We start from the raw sequence: 22,588 nt of genomic DNA on the forward strand, positions 1-22,588 counted from the left end.
CTCACTTTCGCCAACCCTTTCCTGGCTGTCCGGGACAGAGGAGGATTTTTTGCTTCGCAAGTTTGCACCGCCTCATGGTTTGAAAACGATCCTGACGACAGCACTGGTCTTTCAATGTGCAACGTTAGTGCTCAGCTTCTGGTTAGCGACCAGCAACCAATCCAGCATCGGAAACCTTTCAAGTGTGGCCGTCGACCAGGTCGATGCGGTGGCGGAGACCGTTCAGCACTTGATGGAAGCACGCCTCTCCCTGTCGCGCGCCAACACCCGCATCGCCCTGTTCAATACGGTTCCGCAGGACATGGTGCAACACGCCCGCATGGAATTGATCCTGGCGAATGAGTCATTCGACCGCTTTCTCACACGCACCCGGGTGGACGAAGAAAACCATGTGCGGGTCCAGGCATTGAAAGACGTGTATTCACGCTACGTGAACGTGCTCCATCGTCTGGTTCAGTACACGGGCGCTGGCGACGTGCAATGGGCACTTGCGCAGCCGGTACAAGAGATTCAAGAGCAACTTCTGCAGGAGCAGAAGAACTTCATCAAGTACGGCAACAGCATCAGCCAGACTTCACTTCAGTCCATGGGCGATCGCTTCAAGATATACATCGCGGCAGCGGCGATGATACTTCTGCTGGTGTTGGCTACCACGTTCTTCCTGCTGTACGTGATCAAGAAAGTCGAGAAAAGCCGACTGCTGAAAATTGCCGTCAACCGGACGGACAGCGCCATCATCGTCACGGATTCAAACAGCGTCATTACCTACGTCAACGAAGGTTTTGTGCGCATGCTGGGGTATGAAACAGCCGATCTGGTGGGCAAGAAGCCAGACCAGGTGTTTTACGGCCGCCATACGGATACGCAAACGGTTCTCTCGTTCAGAAGCAGTATCCAGCAGGGAGAAAGCCACACCACGGAGTTACTGGTCTACAACAAATCAAAACAACCGCTGTGGGTTCGCGTAGTCGCCAATCCGGTACTCGACCCTCAGGGTGTTCAGCAGGACGTGGTGGCCATTGTCACGGACATCACCGAAGCCAAGATGAATGACGAGTTGCAGTTCAAGGTACTAAGCGCCATGGCCCGCGAAGAACCTCTGGGCGATGTCATGCAGTTGTTGTGTCTGGAAATCGGCCGTATCGCGCCGGAAATCGGTGTTTCCATCCGCCAGTTTGATGAACAGGGTTGCCTGCCGCTGATTGCCGAATTCAACTTGCCGGACGGTCTGCTTCAGTCTTTGGAAAGTCTTGCCGAGCGTTCCATTCTGCAAAAAATGGATGCCAAGGAAAGCATCATGCTGAACTTCACCGATCCGGGGTCTTACGACGGTGAATGCGTTGATCCGCACCTTTCGCAATCGCTGGGTTTCACGGCCGGCTGGGTCAACACCATTCGCTCCAACAACGGGCGGACACTTGGCACGTTCACTTTTTACTATCGCGAAAACCACCTTCCTGCCGCGCAACATCAACGGTTGCTGCAAACCAGTCTGAAGTTGTGCGCACTGGCTCTGGAGCGTGACAGTTTTATTCACGATATCGAACGGCTGGCCTATTACGACAGCCTGACCCTGTTGCCCAATCGACGGCTGTTGATGATGAAAGCCAACACGATGATCGCCAACGCCCAGCGTTCGCAATCATCCCTGGCCGTGTTGTTCATCGACATCAACAAGTTCAAGCAGATCAACGATTCACTCGGGCATGCGGCCGGGGATCTGCTGTTGTCTGAAATCGCCAGAAGGCTTCAGTCTTCCGTGAGGGGCAATGATGTTGTCAGCCGTCTTTCGGGGGACGAGTTCGTCATTATTCTGTCCCCTTCCAGTGCCGAACAGGCGATTGCCTTTTCGGAGCGCATGCTCAGCCAGCTCTCGGAGCCGATGATCTTGGCCGATGTCAGTGTCTCGCCTTCCGCCAGCATTGGTATCGGCATTTACCCGGACCACGGCAATGATATTCAGGCGTTGCTGTTGCATGCCGATCAGGCGATGTACAAGGCCAAGTCCGCGGGTCGCCAGGCCATCGAAGTGTTTGATCCGGTGGTGGTTGATTCAACCGACGACGAACTGACGCTGAGCATGGCCCTCAAGCAGTCCTTGGAGTCTGATCAGCTGACGCTGCATTACCAGCCTCAGATGATGCTCGACGGCAATCACCTGTTTGGTGTCGAGGCGCTGGCCCGCTGGTCTCATCCGGAGCTTGGAAACATCCCGCCCAACCGTTTCATTCCGTTGGTGCGTGACACCCGAATGATGCCCAGACTCAACCAATGGGTGCTCACCGAAGCCTGCCGGCAAATGGCGCAATGGCGCGACGCCGGGATCGATGTGCCGCAGATCTCGGTCAACATTTTCCCGATCGCCTTTCGCGACCGGGCGATTATCGAACTGATCGAAGCACTATTGGCACAGTACAGGCTCCCACCCTCCTGCCTGACCCTGGAAGTCACGGAGGACTTCATCCTCGACGCCACCGATACGGTCATCTCGGTGATCAGCGAAGTCCGCCAATCCGGTGTCAGCCTGTCCATCGACGACTTTGGAACCGGTTATTCCAGCCTGAGCTACCTGCTGCGACTGCCCGTCAACGCGATCAAGCTCGACAAGAGCTTTATCGACGATCTCGAAACCAGCGAAAGTGCCCGGACGCTGGCCCAATCGATTGCGGGGATCTGCAAGAGCCTGCAACTGAACATCGTCGCCGAAGGGGTTGAAAGCGCCGGGCAACGGGACATTCTTCGAGCGCTGGGTTACCCGATAGCCCAGGGCAATGTGTTCTCCCGTCCTTTGGCGCCAGATGATCTGGCGCACTGGGTGCGTGAGCGATCACGCTAACTGGCCTGCAAACGAAAAAAGCACCCGAAGGTGCTTTTTTTGTGCGTGCTGCCAACCGAATCAACCCGCGAAGTTGGCCCGCGCTGCGTGCAGTTTCTTGTAGCTCTCGATCAGGCGCAGGTGCCGATCCAGCCCTTCCAGCTTCATGCTGGTCGGCGTCAGGCCGTAGAAGCGCACGCTGCCGTTGACCGAGCCGATCGCCGCGTCCATGCGCTCGTCGCCGAACATGCGGCGGAAGTTGGCTTCGTAGTCTTCCAGCTCCAGATCTTCGTCCAGCTCCATTTCCAGCACCACGTTGACCGCTTGATAGTACAAGCCGCGCTCGACGGTGTTGTCGTTGTATTGCAGGAAGGCCTCGACCAGATCCTTGGCCTGCTCGTATTTCTGCAAGGCGAGGTAGATCTGCAGGCGCAACTCAAGGATGGTCAACTTGCCCCATGGGGTGTTGTCGTCGAACTCGATGCCGATCAGTGTGGTGATGTCGGTATAATCGTCCAGTTCGCTGTGTTCCAGGCCTTTGGCGAGATTGCGCAGGCCGACTTTGCTCAGGTTGTGCAGGTTGAGGATGTCGGCACGGAATTGCAGCGCTTTGTTGGTGTTGTCCCAGATCAGGTCTTCTACCGGATAGATCTCCGAATAGTCCGGCACCAGAATGCGGCAAGCCTTGGCGCCGATGTGCTCGTAGACCGCCATGTAGACTTCCTTGCCCATGTCTTCAAGGATGCCGAACAGCGTCGCGGCCTCTTCGGCGTTGGAGTTTTCGCCGTTGCCGGAGAAATCCCACTCGACGAATTCGAAGTCGGCCTTGGCGCTGAAGAAGCGCCACGAGACCACGCCGCTGGAATCGATGAAGTGCTCGACGAAGTTGTTCGGCTCGGTCACGGCCTGGCCCGAGAAGGTCGGCTGTGGCAGATCATTGAGGCCTTCGAAGCTGCGGCCCTGCAGCAACTCGGTGAGGCTGCGCTCCAGCGCCACTTCGAAGCTCGGGTGCGCGCCGAACGAGGCGAATACGCCGCCGGTGCGCGGGTTCATCAGCGTCACGCACATCACCGGGAATTCACCGCCCAGCGACGCGTCCTTGACCAGCACCGGGAAGCCCTGTTCTTCCAGCGCCTTGATCCCGGCGAGAATGCCCGGGTATTTCGCCAGCACCTCTTGCGGTACATCCGGCAGAGCCATTTCGCCTTCGAGGATTTCGCGTTTGACCGCCCGCTCGAAGATCTCCGACAGGCACTGCACCTGCGCTTCGGCCAGGGTGTTGCCGGCGCTCATGCCGTTGCTGAGAAACAGGTTTTCGATCAGGTTGGACGGGAAGTACACCACCTCGTTGTCCGACTGACGCACGAACGGCAGCGAGCAGATGCCACGCTGAGTATTGCCGGAGTTGGTGTCGAACAGGTGCGAGCCGCGCAGTTCGCCGTCGCGGTTGTAGATGCCCAGGCAATTTTCGTCGAGGATTTCCGCAGGCAACTCGTCTTTGGCGCCGGGCTTGAACCAGCGCTCGTCCGGGTAATGCACGAATTCGGCATTGGCGATCTCTTCGCCCCAGAACTGATCGTTGTAGAAGAAGTTGCAGTTCAGCCGCTCGATGAACTCGCCCAGCGCCGAGGCCAGCGCGCCCTCTTTGGTGGCGCCCTTGCCGTTGGTGAAGCACATCGGCGACTGTGCATCGCGGATGTGCAGCGACCAGACGTTGGGCACGATGTTGCGCCACGAAGCGATTTCGATCTTCATGCCCAGGTCGGCCAGAATCCCCGACATGTTGGCGATGGTCTGTTCCAGCGGCAGGTCTTTACCGGCAATGCAGGTGCCCGCGCCGGACGTGGAAGCCGGCATCAGCAGAGCCTGGGCATCCGCGTCGAGGTTCTCGACTTCCTCGATCACGAACTCCGGCCCTGCCTGCACCACCTTCTTCACCGTGCAACGGTCGATCGAGCGCAGGATGCCCTGGCGATCCTTTTCGGAGATGTCCGCCGGCAGCTCGACCTGGATCTTGAAGATCTGGTTGTAGCGGTTTTCCGGATCGACAATGTTGTTCTGCGACAGACGAATGTTTTCGGTCGGGATATTGCGGGTGCTGCAGTACAACTTTACGAAGTAAGCCGCGCACAAGGCCGACGACGCCAGGAAATAGTCGAACGGACCCGGTGCAGAGCCATCGCCCTTGTAACGGATCGGTTGGTCGGCCACCACCGTGAAGTCATCGAACTTGGCTTCGAGTCGGAGGTTGTCGAGAAAATTGACCTTGATTTCCATGCGGGTTACCAGAATAGCGGGCTAAACAAATTGGCCGCCATTATCCGGCTTTTGAGCGTGAAGTCTTGTGCTTTTGACTCCGCACCGCTGGTCGGCGCCAAGTCGTACGCTGATCGAAGATCACGCGCGCCCTCCTCCCTGATGTTTATCAACCAGCTTTGAAACCGGACTGGCGTGGCTTCCAAACAGGTGCAGGAAAAATCTGTCGCAAGTACCGGAAAGACAGCTCCGTGATGGCCAAGGGCTTGCGTCCGGTGCGTCAAATCGTCCCTCTAAACAGCGGTTTACGCGCTGGAAAACCCTCAGAAAGCACCTACGCTGAACGTGTCCTGAAGTGGGCTGGTTTCAACGGAATGATTTACCACGCAGTTTGAGGGCCGTTCACATGCAAGATCCAATTTCTCAGTCGTCCAAGGCTCACCTGCGCCCGCATCGCCAGTCACTGGCTCTGGAACCGCGCATCCTGTTCGACGGCGCTGCCGCCTCTGCCGCCGCCGATCAGCATCACGCCGATCCCGCCGCACCTGCCGATGCCGCAGCGCCCCACCCCGCCAGCCCCGTTGAGGGTCGTCCCGCCACCGAGCAGGCACCTTCGGCGGCGCGCACGTTGCTGGTACTCGACAGCCGCATCGAAAACCGCGAGCAACTGCTCGCGCAGCTGCCGTCCAATGTCACGGCGATTGTGGTCAACAACGGTGAAGACGGTCTGGCCGCGATTTCGGCAGCACTGGCAAAACTCGGCAAGGTAGACTCGATCCAGGTCATGTCCCACGGTGCGGCTGGCCAGTTCACCTTGGGCAATCGCACGGTCACTTCCGACAATATCGACCAGCTTGGGCAAACCCTCGAACAGTGGCGAAATAACCTGACCCAAGGCGCCGACATTCAGCTTTACGGCTGCGATGTCGGTGCCGGCAGCGCCGGCAAAACCCTGGTCACCGAACTGGCCCGCTGGACCGGCGCCGATGTCGCGGCTTCCAGCAATGACACCGGCAGCAGCAAGGCCGGTGGTGACTGGGCACTGGAAACCCGGGTCGGCGACATCGACAAGGCAATCGCCATCAGCAGTGCCGCCATGGCGAGTTTCGACGGGTTGCTGGCCGACGCGGCGCCAACCGTCACGTTGCCGGCCACCGGCAGCGATGTATTGCTGGGTGACCGTTTCACCTTCAATGTCGATTTCAGCAACACCTCAGGCCAGGAAGGCTACGCGCCGTTCCTGACCCTGTTCATGCCCGCCAGCGGCAAGGACGGCAACGATGGCGCGAGTTTCATTTCCGCCAGCTATCTGGGACAGAACCTGGTCACCCATGTCGTGACCTTCGACGCCAGCGGCTTTGCCACACACCCGTTGGCCAAGGACGCCAGCGGTAATCTGCTGCGAATCAGCGCTGCCGCGTTCGGGATGCAGGCCGGCGATCAACTGGTGGTGATCGAGCTGCCGTTCGCCAGTGTTTCCAAGGACCAGCCGGTAATTTCCGTGCAGGTCACGGCCAGCCTGAGCAACCTGGCCGACACCGCGTTCTCCAACGGCACGCCGGACCTGACGATCCGTGCCAGCGGCGGCTTCCAGTTCGGCAACGATGCGCTGGACAACCCGACCAACGACCCGGCGCTGATTCAAGCCGGTACTGTCGCGTTTGTCGTGCATCCGACGGTCATCCGCTTCGACCAGACGCTGTCCACACCCGAAGGTGAAACCGCCACCGGCCCCAACTACGGCCGTACCTTGACGGTGACGGTCACCCCGGCGCCTGGCCAGACCCTGACCCATGTCATCGTCACCCAACCGCTGCCGGATAACGTTCAGGTCACCGCGATCACCCCCGGTGCCGGCGGGCGACTGACCTCGATCACGCTGCATGACGGCACCGTCGTTACCGACCCGGCACAAATCGCCACGCTGATTGCCTCCGACACGGTGTTCATCAGCGCCTTTACCGTCGAATACGACACGCTTTCCGCCGCCACCAATACCCAGGTCGCGTTCTATGTGCCGGAGGTCGACGCCAATGGCCAGCCGATCATCAATCCGGTGACCGGGGATGCCGTGACCATCAACATCGGTGCGCCAACCGCGTCCGGCCAGTGGGCGCCGCTGGATCCGCGTGACGTGGTCGCGCCCAACACGACCATCGACTTTTCCGGCACCGGGCGGCCTACCGACTTTGTTGCCAAATCCATCACCCTGCTCAAACAGGTGACGCTGCAAACGGACATCGGCCAGACAGGCATCAGCCCCGGCGACACCCTCAAGTACACCCTGAACCTGGCCATTTCCGACTACTTCGCCTTCGGCAAGGACTTCTTCAATCAAGGGCAGCTGCTGATACGCGACCAACTCAGCGACGGGCAGGTCTTGACCGGCACGCCGACGCTGACTGTCACCCTCAATGGCGTTGCCCAGACCATCACGCTCGTGACCAGCGTGGTCACCAACGCCGATGGCAGCACGTCGATGGGCTTCGATATTGCCCAGTCGCTGCGCAATGCGTTTTCCAATATCCGGGGCTGGCTCAATGGAGACCTGGCCTTCGATGACACGCTGCAGGGCGCGGTGCTGGCCGTGCTCAGCTACTCGGCAATCGTCGGGCAGAGCTACAAACCGCCCTCTGGCAACCCGCACAGCGAAATCAATGAAGGCGATGAACTGGGCAACAGCGCCGTGGTGGATGGCACGATTCTTCAGGACATCTTCAACCTGACCGGTCAAAGCGAAACCGACGGCTCGACCACCACCAGCGTGATCCCGACCAGCACGGTCGACATCAAACTGGTCGAGGTCAATAACGGCACTCCGCCGGGCAACGGCGAGCTGCGGCCCGGGGATGAAGTGACCTTCGAGCTGAGCTACGACCTGATTACTGGCGACTACGAGCAGTTCAAACTCACGGCCTACCTGCCGCTGCCGTTGTTCGACGTCTCCGGCGTGATCTGGGGAACCGGCGGCGATCCCGGCCAATGGCAGATCGGCCCCGGCAATACCAACGCCGGCGGCGTACTGACCGTCACCAGTGGCGTCGGCAACTCGGTGACCTTCGACTTTGGCAGCTTCGTCACCGCCACCACTACCGGCAGTCGTATTGTCGTGCGATTTACCGTGCGCGTTGGCGACCAACCTTTCGCCGACCAGCGTTCGCTGGACGTACTGGCGCAATCGAGCCAGCAAACCACCCTCACCGACCGCACGCTGATTTCCTCCGATGTGGTGGCGATTGTTTCCGTGGCCGAACCTGTGTTGTCGATCAAGCATGGCGTGGTGTCCGGCTCCAACGGCACCGTCAGCAACACCACCGGCAGCTGGAACCCGCCGGGCAGCACGGGTTCTCCTTTCAACGGACGGGTGACCGATCTGGCGGCAGTGGACGGCAACATCACCGGCATCGACGGCGGCGACCGGTTGCGCATGGTCACCGCCATCGAGAACACCGGTGGCGGCGGCGCCTACGACGTCAGTACCAGCATCACCCTGCCCTCCGGCCTGAGTTTTGTCGGCGGCAGTCTGGCGGCGGCCAATCTGCAGATCTATCGCGGCGACGGCACGGCGTTGGTGCTCGGGGTCGATTACAGCGTCTCCGGCAACCAGATCACCTTCCTTGATGCGGGCGGTCAGGCCTCTCTGCTCGCCGGCCGCAGCGGCACGGCTGCCAATAGCAGCGGCGCCAACGTGGTGGTGATCAGCTACGACGTGGTGGTCAGCTCGACCATCGAAGCCAGCCGCAGCCTGCAAAGCACGGCGACCCTGAGCAATTACGCCAGTGTCAACGGCGGCACCGACTTCACGCCCGTCGACCTCACCGATCTGGCCAGCCAACAGGTGGCGGCGCCGACGATCACCAAGGTTTTCGCTGACGGCACGCTGGACAACGGCGATTCCAGCGCCTCGCACACCACCGGCAGCGATCTGGTGATCGGCGAAAGCATGCGCTACGACATCGTCGTCACCCTGCCCGAAGGCAACACGCAGACCTTGCGCATCGAAGACCTGATTCCGCCGGGCATGCGCCTGGACACCAGTTTCAATGGAGGTCTCGGCTACCAGATCATCACCACCCGTGCCGGCAGCGGCGCGCTTGGGGCCGATTTTGCCGGGAGCATCGTGGTCAGCAGTTTCACCGGCCAAGGCGGTACGCTGGGCGATGATGGCGTGGACGCGCGCTGGACGTTCAGCGTCTCCGGCGCAACCGCCGACAACCAGACCGGCAACAACAGCTTCGTCATCCGACTGCAACTGGTGGCCAACAACGTGATTGCCAACCAGGCCAGCAAGTCTCTGCAGAACAACGCGCAACTGGTGTTCAGCGATCCTGACGGTGACACGCCCAACGGCAATGTCGCGGTGGATCGCAACGTCGCCCTGACTGGTGGCCAGCCAACCGTGACCGTGCGCGAGCCGACACTGACCGTCACCCAGAATCTGACGTCGACCTCGGGCCCCGGCGGTTACGATCAGGGCGACACGGTGACCTTCACCATCACCCTGAGCAATGGCAATGGCGGCAACGACTTCAGCGCCTTCGATATCAGTTTCTTCGACAATCTGCCCACCCAGCTGAGCAATATCACCCTGACCGGTGTCCTTTACCTGAACGGCGCGACCAACAACGGCGGCATCGACTTCGAACTGGTCAACGGTCAGCTTCGCACCGCCAGCGGTGCCAATATCGACATCGCCAAGGGCGGCAGCATCGTGCTGAGCCTGTCGGGTGTGGTCAACGCGTCGGCTGCGGCACAGTCGTCGATCCCCAACGTCGCGGTGGTGCAATGGACCAGCCTCGACGGCACCCAGAGCGGCGAACGGACCGGTGTCGACGGGCCGATCAACGGCGGCTCCCTCAATGACTACCGCAACAGCTCGGCGTTGCTCATACCCGTGGCGCAAGCGATCCAGATTTCACGGGTTGGTGGCCTGCCGGACAGCCCTGCCTCGTCACCGACCACCGCCCCGCAAGAGGCCGTGACCATCGGCGAAGTCATCCGCTATCGGGTGGTGGTGCTGGTGCCCGAAGGCAACAACCCCAACTACCAGGTGCAGATCACCCTGGCCAACGGCCTGCAATTCATTTCCCCGGATGCGCTGGTGAATGCCTTGCGCATCGGCTTCATCTCCGATGGTGGCCTGACCACCGATGCCAACCTGATCGTCGGCGGCACGTTGAACATCAGCGGCAATGAAAACAGCCCGCAGGCCTTGCCGATCACCGCCGATCTGCTGGGTCTGGGGCCCAACGGCGTGTTTGATCCGAGCCGCCTGACCATCGTCACCAATCCCGATGGCAGTCAGGTGATCACTTTCAACCTCGGCAATGTGGTCAATGGCGGCGGTTCCGACGGTGACCTCGAAGGCGTGGTGATCGAGTTCAACGTCCGCGTCGCCAACCAGGCGAGCAACGCCGCCGGGGCGCTGCTCGGTGCCAGTGCCCATGAAATCGTCAACGGCATCGGCCGGGCCAACAGCGACACAGTCTTCGAAAAAATCGTCGAGCCGAGCTTCAGCAACTTCGACAAACAGGTCACGGGGTTCAACCCCAACCCGTCCGGCACCACCGGCACAGCTACTATCCAGCTGAGTTTTACCCAGAACGGTGGCTTGCCGGCCTTCGATACGCAGGTCAGCGACAGTTTTGCCGGCGGCAGCAATTACAGCCTGGTCAGCGTCAGCATCAATGGCGTGCTCTACGGCCCGGGCAATCTGCCGGCCGGTGTCAGCTTCAGCGCTGCCGGCGGGATCAGCGTCAATTTCGATCAGCTGGATGTCGGTGCGCAGGTCAAGGTGGTCTATCAGGTCACGCTGCCCAATGCGTCGATCATCGCCAGCAGCAACGCGACACTGACCTGGAGCAGCCTGCCCGAAGACTTCACCAGTTGGGGCGGCAACAGCGTCGGCACTGACGGGGCCATCGATGGCGAACGGACCGGCAGCACTGTCGGCCCGAACCAGTACATCCTGCGAGACAACGCCGGGCTCGGCGTCATCACCGGCACTTTGTGGAACGACACCGCTTCGGCCACCGGCAGCGCCGTGCCCGATGGCGCCGGGCTCGCCGGGCAAACCGTGACCCTGACCTGGGCCGGTGCCGACGGCCTACTGGAAACCACCGCCGACAACCTGCAATTCACGACCGTCACCGACAGCAACGGCCAGTATCACTTCGGCGTGCTGCCGCTCGGCGTGTTCCGCATCGATGTGCCCGCAGGGCTGGTCAGTTATCCGCAACCGGTGGGCGATCTGCGGGTGCGGATCGACAGCGACGGTGGCACTCTGGGCCAGATCACCATCACCCTGGGCGATGCCGATACCCAGGCCGCCAACGCCGGTTACGTCGAGCAGAACGATGCACCGGTCAACACCCTCCCCGGCAACCAGCAGGGCCAGGAAGACGTGGTGCTCAACATCGGTGGCATCAGCGTCGTGGATATCGATGCCGAGCGCGACCCGAACGTCAACGATCGCACGGTCAGCGTGATTCTCAAGGTGCTCAACGGCACCCTGTTTCTCGGCGCAACGGTGCCGGGCGTCACGGTCGGCGGCGCCAATACCGCGACCCTGACCCTGACCGGCACCCTGGCCGATATCAACACCGCGCTGGCCAGCCTGCGTTATCTGGGCAATCCGAATTTCAATGGCACCGACACCCTGACCGTGATCAGCAACGATCAGGGCAACTATGGCGATGCCGACGGCGATGGCCTGCCGGGCACTGCCGGCGATTCATTGACCGATACCGACACCCTGCAAATCATCCTCGACCCGGTCAACGATACCCCGGTGGCGGTCAACGACAGTGCGACGGCCGTCGAAGCCGGGGGCACCAACAATGCGGCGATTGGTGTCGATCCGATCGGCAATCTGCTGGCCAACGACAGCGATGTCGACATCGCCACCAATGCCGACCGGCTGCACGTGGCCTCGGTCGGACCAAGCAACGGCTCCGGCATCCAGACGCCCGTGCAGGGCGTGGTGGCGATCACCGGCCAGTACGGGCGGTTGATCGTCGGCAGCAACGGTGCGTACCAGTACATCGTCGACAACAACAATCCGGCGGTCCAGGCCTTGCGCCTGGCCGGGCAGACGCTGACTGACAGCTTCGATTACGTGCTCACCGACCTGGCCGGCGCAACGGCCACCGCCACACTGACGGTAACCATTCAGGGCGCCAACGACACCCCGGTCGGCGTCGACGACCAAGGCACGGCGGTCGAGGCCGGTGGCGTACTCAATGGCACACCGGGCAGCGACGCCACCGGCAATGTGCTGGACAACGACACTGACGTCGACAGCCTTGCCAATGGCGAAACCAAAACCGTCACCGGCATTCGTGCAGTGGCGGAATCGCAACCCGGCGCGTTCAATCCGGTGGCGGTCGGCACTTCCATCGCCGGGCTTTACGGCACTTTGACCATCAACCCGGACGGCACTTACCGCTACGTCATCAACAACGACAACACCACGGTGCAGCGCCTGAGTGCCGGGCAGCAACTGGTCGAAGTGTTCAGCTATCGGGTTACCGATGCCGGCGGCCTGAACGACGTGGCGCAGTTGCGCATCACGATTCAGGGCGCCAACGACAACCCGGTGGCCAGCGACGATGCCGCCGACGCCCAGGCCGCGTCCACCAACGGCAATGCCACGGAAAGCAACCCGAGCGGCAACGTGATCCTGTTCCCCAGTCGTCCGGGCAGCATCGATCAACCGGGTGGCAATGGCGTGGATCAGGATGTCGATCAGGTCGACCGCCCCAGCGAACAATTGAAAGTCGACGGCGTCATCAACAAGAGCGAAGCCACTTATGACCCGCTCAACGACAGCTTGAGCGGCGTCACCGCAGGCACCACTTCGGCCAATGGCACCGTAGTGGTCGGCCTCTATGGCACGCTGCGCATCGGCGCCGATGGCTCGTTCTTCTACGACGTCGACAGCACCAACGCGGCCGTCCAGGCGTTGGCGCCGGGGCAGACGCTGACCGAGTTCTTCACCTACCGGATCGTCGACACCGCCGGCCTGACCGATACCGCACAACTGGTGATCACCGTGCGCGGGGTCAACGATCCGCCTGTTGCGCAGAACGTGATTTCTGTCGCCACCGAACGTGGCGGCGTGAACAACGGCACGCCGGGGCTCGATCCGACCGGCGATGCCACCGCCAACGCTTTCGATCCGGACGGCGATCCGCTGACCGTGACCTTCATCAAGGCCGGCGCCGAAGGCGGTCCCGGAACGCCGGTGGCTGTGACGGCCGGGGGGACAGTGATCAACGGCCTGTACGGCACGCTGACCATCCGCCCCGACGGCACCTACAGCTATGCGCTCGACAACAACAACCCGGATGTCCAGGCCTTGCGCCTGAGCAGTCAATTGTTGATCGAACGTTTCACCTTCACCGTCAGCGACGGCGTGGGCCCGACACCGGAAATCGACAGCGCCGAAATCATCGTGCTGATTCGCGGCCAGAACGATAACCCGGTTGCGGTCGATGACAGCGCCACGGCCATCGAGGCCGGAGGTTTGAACAACAACCAGCCGGGAGTGGACCCGACCGGCAATGTCTTGACTAACGACAGCGATGTCGACGGCGGCGAAATCCCCGGCGACCTGCCCGCCCATGATTACGGCGAGACCCGCGCCGTGTCGTCCGTGCGCACCGGCACCGAGGCCGGGACAGGTACCGCCGGCACGTTGGGCACCGAACTGCGCGGCACCTATGGCTGGCTGACCCTCAATGCCGATGGCAGTTACAGCTATCGACTGGACAACAGCCTGGCGGCCGTTCAGGCCTTGCGAGCCGGCAACACCCTGGCGGACAGCTTCACCTACAGCGTGGCCGACGCCTTGGGGGCGCAGGATTCAGCGACCCTGACGATCACCATCCAGGGCAGCAACGACACGCCGGTCGCACAAAATGACAGCAACACCGCCATTGAAGCCGGAGGACTCAACAACGCCACGGCGGGCGTCAATCCCACAGGCAATGTGCTGGCCAACGACACTGACGTGGATGCCAACGGTGAAAGCCTCAGCGTCATTGGCGTCCGCCAGGGTGTTTCGACGGGCGTGATCGGCACGGCGTTCGCCGGCGCCTTCGGCACCCTTACGCTCAATGCCGACGGCAGTTACAGCTACATCGTCGACAACAACAATCCGCAGGTGCAGGCGTTGCGCACCAACGGTGACACCCTCACGGAAATCTTCACCTACCAGATCCGCGATCTGGCCGGCGCCACCAGCAGCGCCACGCTGACAATCATCGTTCGCGGCTCCAACGACAATCCTGTGGCTGTCGACGACAGTGCAGTCGCCGTCGAGGCCGGCGGCACCCTCAATGGCACTCCCGGCATCAACCCAAGCGGCAACGTGCTGACCAATGACACCGATGTCGATGCCGGCGACAGCAAAACCGTCACCGACGTGCGTACCGGCAGCGAAGCGTCGGGCGGCACCTTCACGACGCTGGGTTCCGGCCAGTCGATCGCCGGGCTCTATGGCACGCTGACGATCAACGCCGACGGCAGCTACAGCTACGTGGTCAACAACAACCTCGCGGCCGTGCAGGCCTTGAAGTTCGGCGATTCACTGGTGGAAACCTTCACCTACCGCATGCGTGACACCGCCGGAGCCACCGACATTGCGCAACTGAGCATCCGGGTCGACGGGGCCTGGGATGCGCCGGTGGCAACCAACGATGTTGCAGTTGCCGTGGCCGACAACGGCGCAGGCAACAGCGTCAACCCGACCCGCAACGTGCTGCCCAACGATACCGACGTCGATGCCGGCGACGGCAAGACCGTGACCGGCATCCGTTTCGGCACGGAAGCGGCCGGTGGTGCGCTGGATGCAGTCAATCCGGGCACCGACAACACCAATGGCACCCTGATCAACGGCCTGTACGGCCAATTGATCATCGGGTCAGACGGCAATTACACCTACATCATCGACTCCAGCAACCCGGACATTCAGGCGCTGGGCCCGTTGCAGTTTCTCAACGAATGCTTCACCTATCGCGTCACCGACAATGGCGGGCAAAGCGATCTGGCGGAGATCCACATCATCATCCGTGGCCGCAACGATGCGCCGGTGGCCAACACTGACAACGCCACTGCGGTCGAGGCCGGCGGACTGAACAACAGCCAGCCCGGCGTAAATCCAAGCGGCAACGTGATCAACAACGACACCGATCTGGAGGGCGACACCCTGACCGTCTCGGCGCTGCGTACCGGCGGTCTGAGCGAAAACGGCACGGCCGGTACGTTGGGTTCCGTTTTGCGTGGTCGTTATGGCGACCTGACGCTGAACGCCGACGGCACCTGGCATTACGAACTCGACAACAACCTTCCCGAAGTTCAAGCCTTGCGCCTGAGTGGCCAGACCCTCACCGACGTGTTCAGCTACACCCTGCGCGACGGGTTCGGGGCGACCGACATTGCCGAGCTGCGCATTACCATCGAAGGAAGCAACGACACACCCGTGGCGCGAGACGACAGCGCAGTCGCTGTCGAAGCGGGCGGCATCGCGAATGGCACACCCGGCAGCAACGCCACGGGCAACGTGCTGGATAACGACACCGACGTCGACAGCGTGGCCAATGGCGAGAGCCAGCAAGTGGTCAGCGTGAGCAATGCCAACGGTCAATCCAGCACGGCAGGTCAGGTGTTGACCGGCCTTTACGGTCAACTGACCCTCAATGCCGACGGCAGCTACACCTACGTGATCGACAACGGCAATCCGTTGGTGCAGGCCTTGCGCACGGCCGGTGAAACCCTCAGCGAGACCTTCACTTACCGCCTGCGCGATACCGCCGGCGCCACCTCGGATGCGCGCCTGACCGTGGTCATTCAAGGGGCCAACGACGCACCGGTGGCGCAGAACGACAGCGCCATCGCCACCGACCAGACGCCGGCACCGCAAGTCACCGGCAATGTGTTGCCCAACGACAGCGACGTGGACGGCAACGATGCGCTGCAGGTGGTCGCCATCCGTACCGGTGCCGAGTCCGGCAGCGGCACCTTCGGCGTCATCGGCCAGCCAATCGTCGGGCTGTACGGGACGCTGGTGCTCAACGCCGATGGCAGCTACACCTACACCATCGACCAGAACAACCCGCAAGTGCTGGCGGCCGCCGGACTGGGCCAGGTGTTGCGCGACATCTTCACCTACACCATCAATGACCGTGCGGGCGCCAGCGACCAGGCCGAACTGGTGATCAATCTGGACATCGCCACGCCCTTCATCGCCGCGCCGCAAGGCAACTTCTTCGAGGATGATCCGGGCCGGCACAACCGCAATCTGCTGCTGCCCGACCCTACTCCGGCGATTTTCATCACCCCGGTGGTCGAGCGCGAGGCGCAACTGCTCGAGGTTTCGACCTGGGGCGCGGGCGGCGCGAATCTGCGCATTGCCAGCGTCGGCGAGTTCTCCAGCGAGTCCAAAGGTGCCGGGCTCGGCCTGGTGCCAGGGCAGTTTGTGTCGCAGGCCGTGCGTGCCAGCCGTGCCGAAAGCGATCTGGACCTGGCGTGGATTCTCGGACGTCAGGGGCGTACCAGCCTCAGCGCCGATGGGCTGCTCAGCGATCCGTCACTGTTCACCATTGACCCGGCGCAAATGACCCAAGGCCAGGCAAACACCGACAGTCATCAGGAACAGCGCCCGGCAAGAGGTTTCAGCGCCCAGTTGCGCAACGCCGCCCAGCGGCTGCACCCCGCCCAGCGCGGCGGTGACGGCGGCCGGACAGAATGAATGAACGCAAAAAAATACAAAGGATTGAACATGCCTAAAACCGCGACCAGGTTTCTCGGTACTGCCATCGCCTCCGCACTGTTGCTCAGTGCCTGCTCGTCCCTGGAGCCCAAGCCTTCCACCGACGAAGAAAACCGCCAGCGCATTCTGGCCGATCAGTCGCGGATGTACTCGGGGCAGGAACCCGTCACCGCGCCCATCACCTTTTACGACGCAGCGGCCCGGGCGCTGAAATACAACCTCGACTACCGCCTCAAACTGATGGAAAGCGCGCTGGCGTCGGACCTGCGCGATGTGTCGAGCCACGAAATGCTCCCCCGGCTGGTGGCCTCGGCCGGGTACGCCGGGCGTAACAACGACTCCGGCGGGACCTCCATCGGCATCGAAGATCGTCAGGTCAGCTTGCGTTCATCGACCTCCGAAGAGCGTTATCGCGAGCTGTACGGTCTGGGCCTGAGCTGGAGCCTGCTGGACTTTGGCGTGGCCTATTACCGGACCCAGCAAAAGTCCGATCAGATACTGATGGCCGAAGAACGTCGGCGCAAAGTCGCGCAGAACGTCCTGCAGGATGTGCGCAACGCTTACTGGCGAGCCCTCGGCGCGCAGCGGCTGATGCCCGAAGTCGACAAGTTGCTGATGCGCACCAACACCGCACTGACGTCGGCCCGGGAAGCGGAGAACCGCGGGCTGTTGCCGCGCCAGGAAATCCTCGCCTATCAACGTGCCCTGCTCGACTCGATCTATCTGCTGACCGTGCGCCGCCAGGACCTGGAATTCGCCCAGGCTGAACTGGCAGCGCTGATGTCACTGCCGCCGGGTTCGAAAATGATCCTCGCCGACGGTGCCGAACCGGTGTTGCCGGAAGTTCGCCAGAGCATGGCGCAGCTTGAACAGCTGTCCCTCGAGCACCGCCCGGAAATCATGGAAGAGTGGTATCGCAAACGGGTCAACCAGAAAGACCTGGACATCGCCAAGGCGCAGCTGTGGCCGAACGTCAGTGTCGATTTCGGCTACAAGTACGACTCCAACAAATACCTCTATAACAACGACTGGATGGGCACCGGCCTGCAGGTCTCGATGAACCTGCTGCGTCTGCTGCAACTGCCGGCGCTCAATGCAGCCGAGAAATCCCAGAGCGAAACCGATGACACCCGGCGTGTGGCGCTGTCCATGGCGATCCTTACGCAAGTGCGCGTCGGCACCCTGCGCTATCAACTGGCGCGCCAGGAAGTCGCGTTCACCGAGGACAGTCTGCGGGTCGACCGCAGCCTGCTGGACTACGCAACAGCGGCCCGGACCGGTGCGCTGGGTTCGGAGCTGGAAGTGATCCGTGCCGAAGGTCGCTATCTGCTCTCGCGTTATCAGCGTGAAGCGGCATTTTCCAGCGCCCAGGCCGCCTGGGGCCGGCTGTACAACTCGGTGGGCCTGGACGTGCTGCCCGAAGAAATCGAAAAACATGACGTGAAAACCCTGGCCCGGGAAATCCAGCGCACGTTGAACGAACAGGAGCAGCAACGCCTGCTCGTCACCCAGCAAGGAATGCCGAATGTTCAGACCCGCCCTTGATTCGCGATGGTTGTTGTTGATGCTGGCGGTCAGCCTGGGCGCTCAGGCCGAGGACGCACCGGTGGAAAGCGCAGCGGCAATTCGCGTGTTGCTGGCCGCCGAACTGGAAACCACCCTGTCCAGCCAGATGAACGGGACGCTGGGTGAACTCAAGACCGGGTTCGGCGAACACGTGGCGAAATCCGAGCTGCTGGCGCGCTTCAACTGCAGCGAAGCCGAAGCCCGCAGCAAAGTCGCGGCCGCAGAGCTGGCCATGGCCAAACAGAACCTGGAGGCCAAAAAACAGCTGCGTCAGCTCAACGCCGTGGGTGACATCGAGGTGTCGATGGCCAATACCGAGGTACAAAAGGCCGACGGTGCCCGCGCCATGGGCGTGGCCCAGAGTGGCTACTGTCAGGTGCAGGCGCCGTTTGCCGGGCGTGTGGCCAAGGTCTACGTCAAGCCCTTCCAAACCGTAACGGCCGGCACGCCACTGTTCGATCTGGTGAGCGATGGTGCCTTGAAGGTGCGTCTCAACGTGCCCTCCAATCTGCTGAAAAACCTCAAACCCGGTCTGCCGTTGCAAGTGAGCATTCATGAGACCGGCAAGACCTACCCGGCCCATGTCAGTGCGATCAACTCGCGGGTTGATGCTGTCGCACAGACGGTTGAACTCGAAGCACGTCTGGATGAGAAATTCCCCGACCTGATGGCCGGCATGAGTGGCACGGCTCGCCTGAGCCCAGATGTTCAGCCATGACCATGAATGAACCGCTGCCTCACTCCCTCCCGCATCCGCAGCTGCTGCTGGAACTCGATGCCCTGCGTGACAAGGCGATGGCCGCCGATTCGCTGAACGCTCTGACGTTCAGCATGGCCAATGACCTGTATCCGCTGTTGGCATTTCATCAGGCTTTGGTTTTCGCCCGGCACGATTCGTCGCTGGAGCTGCTGAGCGTGTCCGGCCTGTCGCGGCCCAGTGAAGACTCGCCCTATCTGGTCTGGCTGCGACGGGCCAGTCGCTGGGTGGCTTCTCAGGTTCCGGACGGCAACCCGGTCTGGGTGACTCAGGACAGTGCCGTCGTACCTGACGACATCAGCGAAGGCTGGGGCGAATGGTGGCCAACCGGCGTGTGGTGCGTGCCCTTGCATGACCGCGACGACCGGCGTCTGGGTCTGTTGCTGTTGTTGCTCGAACAGGAACCGCCCGTGGTGCTGCGTCAGCAGCTCGGCGGGCTGGTACAGACCTGGGCTTATTGTTGGTCCGCCCTTACCCGGCAAAAACGTTTCGGCCGCTGGCGGCTCAGTCGTCGGCAACTGGTGCTCGGCTTGATCGTGCTGGCTGCCCTGCTGCTGATTCCGGTGCGGCAGACCGCGTTGGCGCCGACGGAAATCGTCTCGCGTCAGGCACAGATCATCAGCTCGCCGATTGATGGCGTGATCGCGCAGATTCAGGTGCGTCCCAATCAGCCGGTCGAAGCAGGCACACCGCTGTTTTCACTGGACGAAACCACCCTGCGCAGTCGCGCCGACGTGCTGGGCAAGGAAGTCGCGGTCGCCGAGGCCGAGTTGTTGGCGGCCAGTCAGCGGGCGTTCGACAACCCGCAAAGCAAAGGTGAGCTCACCTTGCTCAACGGTCGCGCTCAACAGCGTCGAGCGGAACTCGCGGCGGTGCAGGCCCAGCTCAAGCGCACCGTGGTGCTTTCGCCCCGTGCCGGGGTTGCGGTGTTCAGCGATCCCAATGACTGGCTCGGCAAACCGGTGGTCACCGGTGAGCGCATCCTGCAAGTGGCCGACCCCGCGCAGCCGGCCATGCAGATCCAGTTGGCGGTGGCCGACGCAATTGCGCTCGAGCCAGGCGCAGAAGTCACGTTGTTTCTGACGGCGTATCCACTGGCCCCGCTCAAGGGCAAGATCCTTGAAACCAGCTATCAGGCACGCCCCAGCGAGGAAGGCGTGGTCGCCTATCGCCTGCTGGCAAGCATCGACGGCAACCCGGAACATGCCCGCCTCGGTTTGCACGGCACCGCCAAGCTGTACGGTGGCCGGGTGATGCTCGGTTATTACCTGCTGCGCCGACCGCTGGCGACGCTGCGAGCGTGGAGTGGCTGGTAATGCTCGATCCGGCCGACATGCCCCTGCCTCCGCTGCGTGAGGATCTGCGTCTGAGCGAAGCCGCCCATGGCAGTGATGGCGAACCGGCGTGGGTGATTCAGGACACCGTCATCAACCGCTTCTACCGGATCGGCTGGCTGGAGTTCGAGTGCCTGCTGCGCTGGGGGCAATCGGCACGGCAGATCTGTGCGCAAATCGCCGAGCGCACCTCGCTCAAGCCAGATGTCGAGCAGGTTCTGGACTTTCGTCAGTTTCTCGAACAGCACCAGTTGCTGCGGGCCGGCCCCGCCGCGCTCGAGCATTTGCAGGCGAAAAGCGAAGAAAGCACCTGGCTCAGCTGGAACTGGTGGCTGCACCATTACCTGTTTTTCCGCATTCCGCTGCTGCGCCCGCAAGTGCCGTTGCAGCGACTCGCGCGGGCACTGGGCTGGCTGTTTCACCCGATCACCGGCCTGCTGGTGCTTGGGTTGAGCCTGCTGGGCATCGTGCTGGTACTGCAACAGTGGGACGTCTTCACCCATGCGGTCGTGGAGTCGTTTTCCACCGAAGGCCTGTTCAGCTTTGCCCTGGCCTTGATCGTCGCCAAAACCCTGCATGAACTGGGGCATGCGCTGGTGGCCACACGGCTTGGCCTGCGCGTCGGACACATGGGCATTGCGTTCGTGGTGCTGTGGCCGATGCTCTACACCGATACCGGCGAAAGCTGGAAACTGAGCCGTTCGCGCCAACGGCTGGCCATCGCTTCGGCGGGGATCGTGACCGAATTGTCCCTGGCCGGGCTCTCGACCCTGGGCTGGGCGCTGTGCGATCCGGGCGCCCTGCGCAATGCCTTGCTGTATCTGGCGACCACCAGCTGGTTGTTGTCACTGGCGTTGAACGCCAGCCCGTTCATGCGTTTCGATGGCTATTTCATCCTCTCGGACCTGCTGGACTTCCCCAATCTGCACGAGCGCTCCTCGGCATTGGCGCGGGTGACGCTGCGGCGCAATCTGCTCGGCTTGCAGGAAGACTGGCCGGAATCTTTCCCGACCGGCCAGCGGCGGTTGCTGGTGACCTTTGCCATCGTCACCTGGCTGTATCGGCTGGTGCTGTTTCTGGGGATCGCTTTGGCGGTCTACCTGTTCTTTTTCAAATTGCTGGGGATCATCCTGTTCATGGTCGAACTGTCCTGGTTCATTGCCCTGCCGGTGGTGCGCGAGCTCGGCCATTGGTGGACCCGCCGCGCTGCCATCCCGCGCCTGCGCAAGGTTGTGTTTTATGCCGTGCTCGGTTTGATTCTGATCGGGCTTGCGATCCCCTGGCGCACGCAAATCGGCGCCGTCGGCGTGGCGCGCGCCGAGCATCAATTGCGGGTGTACGCGCCCTACCCGGCGCGGCTGCAATCGATCCACCCGGCGGGGCCGGTACAGGCCGGCCAGACGCTGGCCGTGCTGGATGAGCCGGACATCGCCTCGCGCCTGCAAAGCAGCGAAGCCAACGCCCGCAGCTACGAGGCGCGGTTGTCCGGGCTGATTGCCGACCCCGGCGGACTGGCCGAGGACGCCGCCACCCGCGAACGACTGAACGTGCAATTCGAAGAAGCCCGGGCGGCCCGCTCGGAAATCGCCCGGCTCAACCTGCAAACGCCCTTCGCCGGCGTGTGGCTGGACGTCAATCCGGACTGGAAACCCGGTCAATGGATCAGCCGTCAGGAACCGCTGGGCATACTGGTTGATCCGCGCAGCTGGCAGGTCGATGCCTATGTCGCGCAGGATCAGGTGCACCGCCTGAGCGTCGGCGATCACGTGCGCTTTTACCCGGACGGCCAGGTCACCCCGATCAGCGGCCGGGTGCTGGCCATCGGCAGCACCCGTGCCAGTCAGCTGTCCCACCGCATGCTCTCGTCGCAGTTTGGCGGGCCGGTGCAGACCACGTCACAGGAACATTCGCTGGCCCCTGCGGCTGCGCTGTTTCAGGTGCTGATCCAGCTGGACCAGGCCACGCCGAGCCTGCGCGAGACCCGCGGCCATCTGAAAATCGAGGGCGAGCGTCGTAGCTTGCTGGGGGACGGGGCGACCTACGTGCTGGCGGTGCTGATGCGCGAGAGCGGGTTTTGAGGCTGCCGC

Annotated in this window: 7 protein-coding genes; 6 read left to right on the top strand and 1 reads right to left on the bottom strand. The window is 62.1% G+C overall.

Translation table 11 applies throughout. The features are described from left to right. The first annotated feature begins 79 nt into the window (after nt 1-79). Nucleotides 80-2,836, top strand: a complete 2,757-nt coding sequence (locus M5G18_RS15145) for an EAL domain-containing protein (protein WP_273926144.1) — start codon at nt 80-82, stop codon at nt 2,834-2,836. A 60-nt stretch (nt 2,837-2,896) separates the two neighbouring features. Here M5G18_RS15145 and M5G18_RS15150 read toward each other — a convergent pair whose 3' ends face one another. Then, on the bottom strand, nt 2,897-5,092 hold the full coding sequence (locus tag M5G18_RS15150) for an OsmC domain/YcaO domain-containing protein (RefSeq protein ID WP_273899492.1): 2,196 nt from the start codon (nt 5,090-5,092) through the stop codon (nt 2,897-2,899). 385 nt (nt 5,093-5,477) lie between these two features. On the opposite strand from M5G18_RS15150, the gene M5G18_RS15155 reads away from it, so the two are divergent. From M5G18_RS15155 to M5G18_RS15175, 5 genes are read left to right on the top strand one after another with little or no spacing between them, the layout of a single operon-like run. Beyond that, nucleotides 5,478-16,823, top strand: coding sequence for a VCBS domain-containing protein (locus M5G18_RS15155; protein ID WP_273899491.1), 11,346 nt, complete (start codon nt 5,478-5,480; stop codon nt 16,821-16,823). A 30-nt stretch (nt 16,824-16,853) separates the two neighbouring features. Then, on the top strand, nt 16,854-18,389 hold the full coding sequence (locus tag M5G18_RS15160; RefSeq protein WP_115077954.1) for a TolC family protein: 1,536 nt from the start codon (nt 16,854-16,856) through the stop codon (nt 18,387-18,389). Next, a complete protein-coding gene (locus tag M5G18_RS15165) occupies nt 18,370-19,128 on the top strand; it encodes an efflux RND transporter periplasmic adaptor subunit (protein WP_273899490.1) in 759 nt (252 codons plus the stop codon). The genes M5G18_RS15160 and M5G18_RS15165 overlap by 20 nt, the downstream gene beginning before the upstream one ends. Next, on the top strand, nt 19,125-20,483 hold the full coding sequence (locus tag M5G18_RS15170; protein WP_273899489.1) for an efflux RND transporter periplasmic adaptor subunit: 1,359 nt from the start codon (nt 19,125-19,127) through the stop codon (nt 20,481-20,483). Before M5G18_RS15165 ends, M5G18_RS15170 begins: the two co-directional genes overlap by 4 nt. Continuing rightward, nucleotides 20,483-22,579 carry a site-2 protease family protein gene (locus M5G18_RS15175; RefSeq protein WP_273899488.1) on the top strand — a complete coding sequence of 699 codons (2,097 nt, stop codon included), beginning with the start codon at nt 20,483-20,485 and terminating at the stop codon, nt 22,577-22,579. Before M5G18_RS15170 ends, M5G18_RS15175 begins: the two co-directional genes overlap by 1 nt. Nucleotides 22,580-22,588: the final 9 nt, after the last annotated feature.

It is taken from the genome of Pseudomonas aphyarum (genome assembly GCF_028657055.1).
GTDB lineage: Bacteria > Pseudomonadota > Gammaproteobacteria > Pseudomonadales > Pseudomonadaceae > Aquipseudomonas > Aquipseudomonas aphyarum.

What these genes read in the sequence shown, in the direction of transcription:
- M5G18_RS15160 (WP_115077954.1), top strand. Translation starts at nt 16,854, where the DNA reads ATGCCTAAAACCGCGACCAGGTTTCTCGGTACTGCCATCGCCTCCGCA.
- M5G18_RS15150 (WP_273899492.1), bottom strand. Translation starts at nt 5,092, where the DNA reads ATGGAAATCAAGGTCAATTTTCTCGACAACCTCCGACTCGAAGCCAAG.
- M5G18_RS15170 (WP_273899489.1), top strand. Translation starts at nt 19,125, where the DNA reads ATGACCATGAATGAACCGCTGCCTCACTCCCTCCCGCATCCGCAGCTG.
- M5G18_RS15175 (WP_273899488.1), top strand. Translation starts at nt 20,483, where the DNA reads ATGCTCGATCCGGCCGACATGCCCCTGCCTCCGCTGCGTGAGGATCTG.
- M5G18_RS15155 (WP_273899491.1), top strand. Translation starts at nt 5,478, where the DNA reads ATGCAAGATCCAATTTCTCAGTCGTCCAAGGCTCACCTGCGCCCGCAT.
- M5G18_RS15165 (WP_273899490.1), top strand. Translation starts at nt 18,370, where the DNA reads ATGTTCAGACCCGCCCTTGATTCGCGATGGTTGTTGTTGATGCTGGCG.